Genomic DNA, 9,481 nt, shown 5'->3' with positions numbered 1-9,481 from the left:
GGTGGTAGCCTCTTCGGGTGGCTCAAAAAGTAATGATCGAACTCATCGATGACCTCGACGGCTCCGTCGCGACCCAGACCGTCTCCTTCGCCCTGGATGGCGCCTCCTACGAGATGGAGCTCAGCGACGAGAATGCTGAGGCGCTGCGGTCATCGCTGGCCCCGTTCGCGGAGAAGGCGCGCCGCGCCGGCGGCCGGAAGCAAAGCGCATCCCAGGTCCGCACCGGCGGTCCGGACCCCAAGGCTGTCCGTTCCTGGGCTATGGCACAGGGCCTGGACGTCAACCCGCGCGGCCGCGTCGCTGATTCAATCGTGCAGCAGTACCTGGCAGCGAACTAGAGCACCAGCTCCCTCTCCCTGCCGGCCATCGCTTCCGTGACCCGGACCGGCTGGCTGGCATAGAGCCCGCTGTTGAGCAGGGAATTCAGTTCGACAATCAGGGGCTTGCCCTCGGCGTCCAGTGCGACGTCGATAACGTAGTCCGTCAAGCCTGGTACCTCTACCGCCAGAGCATCCACGGCGTTGCGGGCGAAACCAGTGAGGATCCCTGCCACCGCAGGTTCCACTTCGACAGCTGATTTGTCCTGCCGGTTACGGCGCAGCTTGTTGTCGAAGCGGTAGCCGTTGTTATCCAGGGGCGTGAACTCCTCGATGCACCCGGCAGCGGTCACCGCCGTCTGGCCGACGACGAAGACCCGGTATTCGTAGTGCATGGGCACGAACTCCTGGGCGATGATGTTCTCAGTGCCGCCCTCCAGGCTCATCGCCCCGAAGTCCAGTTCGCCGTACACGACTTGTCCAGCGTCTTCCCTGGCGAATCCTTCGGGCAGGTCCACGGGGAATGCTGCGTACTTGACCCGGGTCGTCTTCAGGAAAGCACGGCGGATGCCGTCAGCGGCGAACCCGGCGAGGACATCGCCAAGGTCTCTTGCCGAAGGATCGTCCGGCAAGAATCCGCAGACCTCGACGCGGCGGCCGGCACGGGCCAGGAACGCGCCGTAGCGGTAGTAGCTGGCCGCCAAACGTGCCTGCTCCATATCGACATCCTCATGGCGGCGGCTGGGCTGGGTGCCGTACAGGGGCAGATGGTCCAGGTCCGATGCCCGGCGGCGTTCCCCTGTCCCGGCGTTCACAGCCGTCTCCCGGTTCGAGGAAAGCTGCAGCCAGACGTTGTCGGCGCCGAACGAGCCCAGGGCCGCTTCGAGCCGGACAGCCTGCTCGTAGAAGTCCTCGAAGTCACCGTCCCCGCACCCGGTGACGGGACGGACATAACGGGACCAGAGGGAGAGCAGCTGTGTCTTGCGGGCCTCAACGGCAGCAGGCGCGGGGCGGGACTCGGGGTCGGCCCGGTCAACGATGCTGACAAGCCAGGACATAGTTCCTCCAGGGGGCAGTAGTTGTCCCCCATGTGTGCGGACGCAGGCACAACGCAATGCACCGGAAGCCCGCGGCCGGCCAACTGAAGAGCGGCCCGTCTTAGGCGACCAGCTCCTTGTCCATGCAGCGGGCCGACCGGGTCGCCAGCAGCTCCGAGAACCGGAGCACGAACTCCCCCGCCGTGTCCGGATGCGCCAGCGGGTCACGCATGCTCGGCGCGAGCTCCAGCTGGATGCCGCCGCTGCCTGTGGAGCGGGCGTATGTCCGGACCGACTTGGGGCTGAGGGCGTTGAACTGGCCGCCGGCCACCACTTGGAAGTCTCCGAAGGTGTCCTCGATCATCTCTGCCATCTCGAGCTCCTCTTCGCGGGGGTCGCTGCCGAGCCCAACATAGAGGTCCGCCCCGTGGCGGGCGCTGACGCCCACGATGTTGACGAGGTACTTTCCTTCGTCGAGCAGACTGTCCAGGGCGAGTTTGAATGCGTCATTGCGCTCATCCCAGTACGTCCAGTCCGAGGCGATCCCGTCGGTTGCCAGCCAGCTCTGTCCGGCGGTGGTTCCAAGCAGCTGCACAACCGAACCGGTGTACTGGTCGGCGAACTTCCGGCGGCCGTCCTGCCACCGGTTGGTCGCGTGCGGGGCCGTCAAAAGGAAGTACCCGTCCGACTTCTGCTGACGCACGGCATCGAGGGAATCGCCGTTGTAGAAGTTCCGGCTGAAGGAGGTCTCCAGCTTCAAAAGATCACGCGTCAAGTCCATATAGATGAACATGCGTAGACGGTCTTCACGCTGGCGGGCACTCTGGGTGAATTTGCCGCACACATGAGGTGAGAGGCGGCATCGCGCCGCGCCATTTGAGCCGAAAGAACCCCATGCCCGCCGCACCCGAAATCATTGCCGCAGGCGCCGTGCCAGGCGCCCCCACAGATGTCATCCTCCATGTCAGGATCCTTGACCAGGTGGGCCAGTGGGGTATCGGCGTGCTCGAAGACGACGGCAGCCTGGGTATCCGCACCGGACAGGTCCAGCCGCAAGAGTCCTTCAGCGCGACCCGCACCGAATCGGTTCTGGCCGCCTTCTCCGCGGTCCTCGAAGTCGCAGCCACTCGTCAGTACGTGGTCCTGGACGTTTCCAACATTCTGGTCCGCAAAGCCATCGCCGCCATGATCAACAGTGTGCCGAACGTTCTGCTCTCCGAGACGACGGCTCTCTGTGACCACCGCACAGCCGTACTCAAGGCCATCGAAGCCATTCCGGTCAGCACAGAAGTCCGACTCAACCCGGATGCCCGCAGCATGGTGGTCAGCACCGACGCGTCCATCGCCAATGGAGGCCAGGTCGCCGGCCTCGGCTGGATCATTGCCACCGACGACGGCACCGTGCTGTCAGTCGGGCAGAAGACGGCCGATGTGAGCCGCTGCGGGGACATCCTGAGCGGGGAACTGCTTGCCATCCGCTGGGGCCTGCAGTCCGTCATCAGCCGGCATCCGGTCCCCGCCCAGGGGCAGGGGACCGTCATCATTCAATCCGACTCACGGGCAGCCCTGCGGCTGCTGAAAACCCTTGGAGCCGACCGGCACCCGGCCGGATGCACCATCGATCAGGTCAAGCTGGCCAGGCGCATTCTGGACGAGATCGGCAGCATGCCGGTCCAGTTCCGCTGGGTGAAAGGACACCAGGGGAATGAAGCCAACGAGGCCGCCGACCGGCTGGCTGTCCTCGCGCGCCGGAACCGTGAATTCGGTGTCACCAGTGAGGTCGGAACCAGGATGTTCCGTGACCTGCGGGATGAGCTGGTTTCACAGGTCGCAGCCTAGCCCTTCAGCGTCCCCGAGCCGAGAGCTTCGCGGCCAGCGCATCGGGCAGGTTCGCCGAGATCACCGACAGGACCTTGTACCGCTTGGTCGGGATTGACACCCCTTTACCGGCAAACGCGTCGCGCAGCCCTTCGCGGACGACCCGGTCCACGTCCAGCCACATCCAGTCCTTGATTCCGGAGGTGTCGGCGCCCATCCGGTCGTGGAATTCAGTGCGAACGAAACCCGGGCAGACTGCCGTCACGGGGATTCCCAGCGGGCCGTAGTGTGCGTTGGCCCAGCGGCTGAAGTTGATGACCCACGCCTTCGCCGCGGAATACGTTCCCCGTGGCGTGAAGCCGGCCGTGCTGGCCACATTGATGATTCGCCCGAAGCCCCGTTTCTGCATGGCGGTGATCGCTGCGTATGCGAGCTCCATAGGCGCCTGGACCAGGATCCGCAGTTGCTCCCGTTCCTCCTGGACCGTGTTGTCGGTGAACCAGCCTTTGAGGCCGAAACCTGCATTGTTGACCAATAGCATCACCGGATTCTGCCCTGCTTCAAGACGGGCCACAACCGCAGCCGTTCCATCCTCGGTGAGCAGGTCGGCGGCCAATACTTCTGTCCGGACAGGGTATGCGGAGGCGATCTCATGGGCGCCCTGCTCCAAGCGGGCAAGGTTCCTGCCGACGAGGACAATGTCGTAGCCGCGTGCGGCCAGCTGCCTGGCGAACCCGGCGCCAAGCCCTGAGGTGGCGCCGGTGATAAGTGCGGTGGTCATTAGCCCATCCTGCCCGTTGTTTGCAGGCACGCAAAACGGCTGCCGGTACCGGCAAACCTACGCATGTTCCACGGTGTAGACGACATCCCCGGACCTCCAAGGACACGATGAAAAAGTTCGCAACCCTCGCCGTGGCCGCGGCCGCCCTCGTCCTCACCGCTGGCTGCACGGCTCCCGGCACCCCGGCCGAGCCCTCTGCACCACCTCTTCCGACGTCCCAGTATGACGGCAGCGGGTCCACGGAAGGACCCACGCCCAATAAGACCATCTGGGACTTCCAGACGCCCGCCATGAAGGACAAGGTGTTCTATACCGAGGCGCGGAAAGGAACGACTGCCCTCAAGGGATTCGAGAACGACAAGCTCGTTATCATCTCCCAGCTCACTTGCGCGTCGCTTGCAAACGGCAACGCCGGCAAGGCGGCCCTGCTGAAGCAGGCGATCATGTCAGCAACAGGCTCGGAAGAGGGCCTCAGTGCTGATGTCAGCCGCGATCTGACCAATGTTCTGAAGGTCGGGACCAGGAACTACTGCCCGGACCTGGAAGCGACCCTCACGAAAGCCCTCGCCTAAGTCTGGCAGGCCCTGCCCGGAGCGTTGCTCTACGCATGTTTCCGGGTGACACACCCGCCAAATTCAAGGACGATATGAAGAAGCTCGCCACCCTTTCCCTCGCCGCAGCGGCTATCGCCATGACCGCCGGTTGCAGCATTCTCCCCCAGGCCGCTCCGTCGCCCACCGTTACGGTCACCGCCGAATCGACGCCGTCAGCCCCCGCCCGCGCCGAGGCCGGGCTGGACAGCACCGCTGGGAGATCGGAGACCTCCAACGGGTCCACCGATACGGAGGGCAGCACGGATACCACGTCGAGCAAGACGATGTGGGACTACCAGGACGGGAAGGTATCAGACCAGTCTTTCGTCGCCCATATCCGGGAGAACACGACCACCTTGGCCCCCTACGACGACGACATGATGATCGTCCTGGCGCAGAACATCTGCGCCGATGTCGCCAACGGCACGACAAAGAGCGAGATCGTCGAGCACCAGGAGAGCCTGGCGAATTCTGTTCAGACCGGCGAACTCACCAAGGAGATGGGAAGAGACGTTGCCTACCTGGTGGTGACCGGTGCCGAAAACTACTGCCCGGCCCTTTCCGACGAACTCATGGACATCCTCCGGAGCTAGTCAGTCACGAAGCACGACAAGAATGGCCCGGGAATCCCGGGCCATTCTGCGTTTAGGCAATAAGCGCGTAGTCGAAGTCCGGCAGCAGCGGCGGCCGGGCCTTCGGCGCATAAGGGGTCAGGAGCAGCTTCATGCCGGCCTCCTCGGGAGTCCGGTCAGCCTTGCGCTGGTTGCACTTGAAGCAGCAGCCGACCAGGTTCAGCCAGGTGTTCAGTCCGCCTCGGGACTGTGGCATGACGTGGTCAACGGTCTCGGCCTTGCCTTTCGTGCAGTAGGCGCACCGCCCGTCACGGCGCTTCACGGCCTCCTTGGTGCAGGTCGTGCGGGTCCGCCAGGACATCTTCACGTACTTGATGAGCCGCAGCACAACAGGACGCAGGAAGGGGCCAAACGGCGCGCCGTCGTCTTTCAGGACTTCAGCCACCCCGCGGTGCACCATCCGAATGGCGTGCTTCAGCGAGACCCTATGCAGCGGCTCGTACCCCGCGTTGAGGACCAGAACGCTCTCCATGACATCCGCTCCCCTTTCCTGTGTTTGCGGCTCCTAACGTCTCTATGCGCCCACTTTCGTGAGAGCGGTTTGATCATTGGGAGATCCACAGTGAACGTGAGGGAAAGCTTGATCTATTTGTTCCTCGCCGAGGGTTCGAACCACGACTTTCCGGTTCCAAAGACCGGCGTGCTGCCAGTTACACCAACGAGGATCGGCGGTTAGGCCGTGGCCGCCTCCAGCAAGGCCGGGACGGAGTTTGCGAGGAAGTGCTCGACGTCCTGGGCGGCTACACAACCGGAAGCGGCCGCGGTGATCGCCTGGCGGTAAGTCGGATCGATGACGTCGCCGGCGGCGAAAACACCTGGGAGATTGGTCTTCGACGTCCGTCCGTCCACGGCAACGGTGCCCTGGGCGGTGAGGTCCAGCTGGCTGGCCACGAGGGCGGTGCGCGGGTCATTGCCGATCGCCACGAACAGACCGTCGGCGGGGACCGTGTAGTCGTATTCCCGGTCCTTGGACCTCAAGATGAGACCGATGAGCTTGTCCTGACCGAGGATCCCGACAACTTCCGTTTCGAACTCGACGGAGATCTTCGGGTTGGCCAGGACGCGGTCGGCCATGATCTTCGATGCGCGCAGCTGGTCGCCACGCACGATGAGGTGGACGGCCTTGGCGAACTTGGTCAGAAAGAGGGCTTCCTCGGCCGCGGAGTCTCCGCCGCCGACAACAGCGACCTCAAGGTCTTTGAAGAACGACCCGTCGCAGGTGGCACAGTAGGAAACGCCGTGGCCGGAGAGTGCGTCCTCGTTGGGGAGGCCGAGCTTCCGGTGGGCGGAGCCGGTGGACAGGATGACTGTTCGGGCGTAGTGGACTTCACCGTCAGTGGTGGTGACCTTTTTGACGGGTCCTTCCAACTCAAGCTCGGAGGCTTCCTCGAAGAGGATCTCGGCGCCGAAGCGTTCGGCCTGGCTTTCCATGTTGGCCATCAGGTCCGGTCCGTCGATTCCCTCCGGGAAGCCCGGGTAGTTTTCAACCTCGGTAGTTTTCATCAGCTCCCCGCCCGGCTCCATCATTCCCGCGACGATCAGGGGCTTGAGGTTCGCCCGTCCTGTGTAGATGCCGGCGGTGTAGCCGGCCGGACCGGAGCCTACGATGATGACGTCGCGGATGGTTTCGGTGGGAAGTGAAGTGCTCACGAAGGTTCTCTTTCTGAAGGTGGTTGAGAGGCAGCCAGGGCCGCCCAAGGGTGGCGAGTGGGTCTAGACTCCGACCAACTCGGCTGGCTCTTCGACGGGTGCGGAAGCGCCAAGTGGGTCGGCCGCTGCCAGGAACTCCAGGGCGTCAGTTGCCTGACCGTCGTTCATGCGGCTAAACAGCAGCTGGGTACTGACGAAGCTTTTCAGCTCGGGATCAGCGGGGTGCGGGGCCATGTGGTTCCTCATCGTGGTGCCGGTATCGTCTGGCTTTCCCTATGCGTTGAGGTGGTCGACGGCCGATCACGCGCTGTCCGCTAGTCCTGGAAAGAGCTGCCGATTACTTCTCCCTGGAACGCCCGGGAGATTTCGTAGGGCGTTGCGCCATTCTGCTTGGCCAGCGCCATGAGGCCCTCAACGACCCTGTACGAAATCCCGGCGACCTGAGCCTCCTCACGACTGGTGATCTGGGTTCCGCCCTGGAAGGTGGCGGCGGCATCCCGAAGGTGGGTGAGCGTCTCGTGAAGGGTCAGCTCCGCGTGGTCCCGCGTTCCGGTCAGCACCACTGCACGTCCCGCCCGCGGTCGACGGCGAAGTCCGCCAGCTCCCGCAGCGCTGCCAGCCGGTCATCGGAGTAACCGACACGGCGGCCCATGGCGATCAGGACGGCGCCGCCCTCGCCGACTGTTTCCGTTACAGGAACTCCGGCATCCGACGGGTTGACGGCCTGGGCGAGCAGGACACGGCCGAGGAAGTCCTCCGCCGTTGTTGAACCGGAGAGGGAACCGTCCTCATCGGCCTGAGAGGGGAAGCCCAGGAGACCCAGCAGGTGCATGGCATTGGTGTTGCTGACGTTTACTTCCGGGGACGGGTCCGCTTCGATGGCCCGGATGAACATCGGGCCGTAGGCGCAGTATTCGTCGCCGCAGATAGCGAGACCGCCTGTGTGGCCGTGGGCGTCGCGCTCGGTCTGCAGAAGCGCCCTGGCGTCATCGTAAGAGCCGATGCGGTGCTCGGTCACGCCATTGTCGTGGCCGCACGTGAAGGCAAAGCCCTCGATCTCGCCGATGGGGGTGCTGAAGGTTATCGACATGCTGGGTTCCTCCCGGGTAGTGGCCGGACTCGACCGGCGCTACCCATGTGTGCGGAACCGCTGAGATGTCTTCCCGCGCCCGGCGGGATAAGTGGAGGCGCTGACGGGACTTGAACCCGCACGTGCCCGAAGGCGCAGTTTTGCAGACTGCCGGCTCTACCAATTCGCCTACAGCGCCAAGCAAAGGCCGGGGCGCTGGTGGGCGCCCCGGCCAGGGTGGAGGTGAGGGGATTCGAACCCCTGTGTACCCCCTGATTCCGAACTCTTCTACGGGTGTAGTCCGCCTTATTGCTTATCGACCGGGCCGGTTCATGGCGAACAACGGACCGTCCCGGTCTAGCTGCTGATACAGATGGCGGCCCACAGCGCTGCCGTCATCCAGGTCTTCTTTAGCTGATGCCTAAACCGCGGCCAAGAACCAGTTGCCTGATGCGGTTTGAGACAGACCCCGTTTAGGTCCCGGCCGCACTAAGCGGCGAGGGCGAGATCAGAGCGAGTTGCGTTGGCATCTCTTGTTGCCCGGATTTTTGAAAGGATTCCCGTGCGCTTCCTTACCCGCTTCTTTCCGGAATGATCAGGCGGTATCGAAACCAAGTCACCCCCGGATAAGACTGCCGAAACGATCTTCGGCCGCCCTATCAACTCTCATGTGTGCGGCACGCAGCGCGTCTGTCACCGCTGCCACAGCCACTCCGATAACGTCGTGGCATGAGCCCCTTCAAGATCCCCTCCGACAAGAAGATCGACCCGTCCAAGCTGGACGCCTGGATTCAGATGAACACGATCCAACGAGCGGTCCACTCCCCCGGCCCTGCCTTCGTCTACATCAAGGACATCGAGGCCGAGATCTCCGGGCCCGAGATCGACCCAGTGCGGCTCCAGGCGCTGATCGATGAGAAGGCTGTAAGGAAGGGCGACCCGACCGCCGGCGTACAGTTCATCTACCTGGATGATTTCATGGACGGTTTCAGGGGCACCAGGCTGGAACCAGCCGACGTCATCACCGCAGGGGCAATTGAACGGCAACGGCAAGAGCAGATGCGCAAGCAGCAGTAACAGTGCCCCCGGCAAGATTCAAACTTGCGACCCGCGGATTAGAAAGCCGCCGCTCTATTCACTGAGCTACGGAGGCGAAAAGTGCACCAGGCACCTCGAGCGGGAGACGAGGTTCGAACTCGCGACATTCGACTTGGAAGGCCGACGCTCTACCACTGAGCTACTCCCGCATTGGTACTTCGAGCCGGTGACGGGAATTGAACCCGCGACTGCAGACTGGCAGACTGCTGCGTTGCCGACTACGCCACACCGACAGCGCAGGATTAGGGCCTTAGCGGGACCCGACACCTGCCCGGAATCTCGTTTCCGTGGACGACCGCATGCCTTGGCAGGTTCTCCCTCATCGGTATTGGGACGCCGTTTATTCGCACCGGCGCAGCACAACCGCTGTTTCGACTCATCGCGGCGAACAAGAAGGGACGCTACTCCCCCGTGGTCACTCCCGGACTTGAACCGGGGACCCCTGGTTTTTCAGGCCAGTGCTCTACCAACTGAGCTAAGAGACCG

Annotated in this window: 13 protein-coding genes, 6 tRNA genes and 1 other RNA gene; 5 read left to right on the top strand and 15 right to left on the bottom strand. The window is 63.5% G+C overall.

Annotation, left to right across the window (positions count from 1 at the left end; translation table 11 throughout):
* Positions 1-17: 17 nt before the first annotated feature.
* A complete protein-coding gene (locus ACHL_RS20185; RefSeq protein ID WP_043795004.1) occupies positions 18-338 on the top strand; it encodes a histone-like nucleoid-structuring protein Lsr2 in 321 nt (106 codons plus the stop codon).
* Here ACHL_RS20185 and ACHL_RS23510 read toward each other — a convergent pair.
* Together ACHL_RS23510 and ACHL_RS20175 are read right to left on the bottom strand one after the other, a co-directional pair.
* A complete protein-coding gene (locus ACHL_RS23510) occupies positions 335-1,375 on the bottom strand; it encodes an ATP-grasp domain-containing protein (protein WP_012622963.1) in 1,041 nt (346 codons plus the stop codon). The genes ACHL_RS20185 and ACHL_RS23510 overlap by 4 nt on opposite strands.
* A gap of 100 nt (positions 1,376-1,475) precedes the next feature.
* Positions 1,476-2,147 carry a hypothetical protein gene (locus ACHL_RS20175; protein ID WP_012622962.1) on the bottom strand — a complete coding sequence of 224 codons (672 nt, stop codon included), beginning with the start codon at positions 2,145-2,147 and terminating at the stop codon, positions 1,476-1,478.
* A 101-nt stretch (positions 2,148-2,248) separates the two neighbouring features.
* On the opposite strand from ACHL_RS20175, the gene ACHL_RS20170 reads away from it, so the two are divergent.
* A complete protein-coding gene (locus ACHL_RS20170) occupies positions 2,249-3,193 on the top strand; it encodes a ribonuclease H family protein (RefSeq protein WP_012622961.1) in 945 nt (314 codons plus the stop codon).
* 4 nt (positions 3,194-3,197) lie between these two features.
* Here the strand turns inward: ACHL_RS20170 and ACHL_RS20165 are convergent, their stop codons facing one another.
* On the bottom strand, positions 3,198-3,953 hold the full coding sequence (locus ACHL_RS20165; RefSeq protein WP_012622960.1) for an SDR family NAD(P)-dependent oxidoreductase: 756 nt from the start codon (positions 3,951-3,953) through the stop codon (positions 3,198-3,200).
* A 107-nt stretch (positions 3,954-4,060) separates the two neighbouring features.
* Here ACHL_RS20165 and ACHL_RS20160 point away from each other — a divergent pair, with 107 nt between their 5' ends.
* Both ACHL_RS20160 and ACHL_RS20155 read left to right on the top strand, forming a co-directional pair.
* Positions 4,061-4,525: a hypothetical protein gene (locus ACHL_RS20160; RefSeq protein ID WP_012622959.1), complete on the top strand. Its 465-nt coding sequence runs from the start codon at positions 4,061-4,063 to the stop codon at positions 4,523-4,525.
* Positions 4,526-4,599: 74 nt separating this feature from the next.
* Entirely contained in the window at positions 4,600-5,139 is a 540-nt protein-coding gene (locus ACHL_RS20155; protein WP_139187314.1) for a DUF732 domain-containing protein, read from the top strand.
* 52 nt (positions 5,140-5,191) lie between these two features.
* On the opposite strand, the gene ACHL_RS20150 is transcribed toward ACHL_RS20155, so the two are convergent.
* The 8 genes from ACHL_RS20150 to ssrA form a co-directional block, all read right to left on the bottom strand.
* Entirely contained in the window at positions 5,192-5,650 is a 459-nt protein-coding gene (locus ACHL_RS20150; RefSeq protein ID WP_012622957.1) for an HNH endonuclease, read from the bottom strand.
* Between the two features lie 120 nt (positions 5,651-5,770).
* A tRNA-Gln gene (locus ACHL_RS20145) sits at positions 5,771-5,843 on the bottom strand.
* A gap of 7 nt (positions 5,844-5,850) precedes the next feature.
* A complete protein-coding gene (gene trxB, locus ACHL_RS20140; RefSeq protein WP_012622956.1) occupies positions 5,851-6,828 on the bottom strand; it encodes a thioredoxin-disulfide reductase in 978 nt (325 codons plus the stop codon).
* 63 nt (positions 6,829-6,891) lie between these two features.
* The gene (locus ACHL_RS24310) at positions 6,892-7,062 is read right to left on the bottom strand and encodes a hypothetical protein (protein ID WP_012622955.1); all 171 of its coding nucleotides are present in this window, start codon (positions 7,060-7,062) and stop codon (positions 6,892-6,894) included.
* A gap of 80 nt (positions 7,063-7,142) precedes the next feature.
* A complete protein-coding gene (locus ACHL_RS20135; RefSeq protein ID WP_012622954.1) occupies positions 7,143-7,388 on the bottom strand; it encodes a hypothetical protein in 246 nt (81 codons plus the stop codon).
* On the bottom strand, positions 7,382-7,918 hold the full coding sequence (locus ACHL_RS23505) for a hypothetical protein (protein ID WP_012622953.1): 537 nt from the start codon (positions 7,916-7,918) through the stop codon (positions 7,382-7,384). Before ACHL_RS23505 ends, ACHL_RS20135 begins: the two co-directional genes overlap by 7 nt.
* Positions 7,919-8,010: 92 nt before the next feature.
* Positions 8,011-8,096: transfer RNA gene (locus ACHL_RS20125), tRNA-Cys, on the bottom strand.
* A gap of 36 nt (positions 8,097-8,132) precedes the next feature.
* Positions 8,133-8,521: a transfer-messenger RNA gene (gene ssrA / locus ACHL_RS23920) on the bottom strand.
* Between the two features lie 105 nt (positions 8,522-8,626).
* Here ssrA and ACHL_RS20120 point away from each other — a divergent pair.
* Entirely contained in the window at positions 8,627-8,974 is a 348-nt protein-coding gene (locus ACHL_RS20120; protein WP_012622952.1) for a hypothetical protein, read from the top strand.
* A gap of 3 nt (positions 8,975-8,977) precedes the next feature.
* Here the strand turns inward: ACHL_RS20120 and ACHL_RS20115 are convergent.
* From ACHL_RS20115 to ACHL_RS20100, 4 genes are all read right to left on the bottom strand, one after another.
* Positions 8,978-9,050, bottom strand: a tRNA-Arg gene (locus ACHL_RS20115).
* Positions 9,051-9,072: 22 nt separating this feature from the next.
* A tRNA-Gly gene (locus ACHL_RS20110) sits at positions 9,073-9,144 on the bottom strand.
* 12 nt (positions 9,145-9,156) lie between these two features.
* Positions 9,157-9,228, bottom strand: a tRNA-Gly gene (locus ACHL_RS20105).
* A 179-nt stretch (positions 9,229-9,407) separates the two neighbouring features.
* Positions 9,408-9,480 (bottom strand) — tRNA-Phe (locus ACHL_RS20100).
* Position 9,481: the final 1 nt, after the last annotated feature.

The organism is Pseudarthrobacter chlorophenolicus A6, assembly GCF_000022025.1.
GTDB classification, from domain to species: Bacteria; Actinomycetota; Actinomycetes; order Actinomycetales; family Micrococcaceae; genus Arthrobacter; species Arthrobacter chlorophenolicus.
The sequence above is the reverse complement of the archived record's forward strand: the minus strand, read 5'-3'. Positions and strand labels throughout refer to the sequence as shown.

Excerpts from the sequence above, each read along its gene's own strand:
- ACHL_RS20170 (WP_012622961.1), top strand. The coding sequence starts at position 2,249 with ATGCCCGCCGCACCCGAAATCATTGCCGCAGGCGCCGTGCCAGGCGCC.
- ACHL_RS23510 (WP_012622963.1), bottom strand. The coding sequence starts at position 1,375 with ATGTCCTGGCTTGTCAGCATCGTTGACCGGGCCGACCCCGAGTCCCGC.
- ACHL_RS20165 (WP_012622960.1), bottom strand. The coding sequence starts at position 3,953 with ATGACCACCGCACTTATCACCGGCGCCACCTCAGGGCTTGGCGCCGGG.
- ACHL_RS24310 (WP_012622955.1), bottom strand. The coding sequence starts at position 7,062 with ATGGCCCCGCACCCCGCTGATCCCGAGCTGAAAAGCTTCGTCAGTACC.
- ACHL_RS20175 (WP_012622962.1), bottom strand. The coding sequence starts at position 2,147 with ATGTTCATCTATATGGACTTGACGCGTGATCTTTTGAAGCTGGAGACC.
- ACHL_RS20160 (WP_012622959.1), top strand. The coding sequence starts at position 4,061 with ATGAAAAAGTTCGCAACCCTCGCCGTGGCCGCGGCCGCCCTCGTCCTC.
- ACHL_RS20155 (WP_139187314.1), top strand. The coding sequence starts at position 4,600 with ATGAAGAAGCTCGCCACCCTTTCCCTCGCCGCAGCGGCTATCGCCATG.
- ACHL_RS20150 (WP_012622957.1), bottom strand. The coding sequence starts at position 5,650 with ATGGAGAGCGTTCTGGTCCTCAACGCGGGGTACGAGCCGCTGCATAGG.
- ACHL_RS23505 (WP_012622953.1), bottom strand. The coding sequence starts at position 7,918 with ATGTCGATAACCTTCAGCACCCCCATCGGCGAGATCGAGGGCTTTGCC.
- ACHL_RS20120 (WP_012622952.1), top strand. The coding sequence starts at position 8,627 with ATGAGCCCCTTCAAGATCCCCTCCGACAAGAAGATCGACCCGTCCAAG.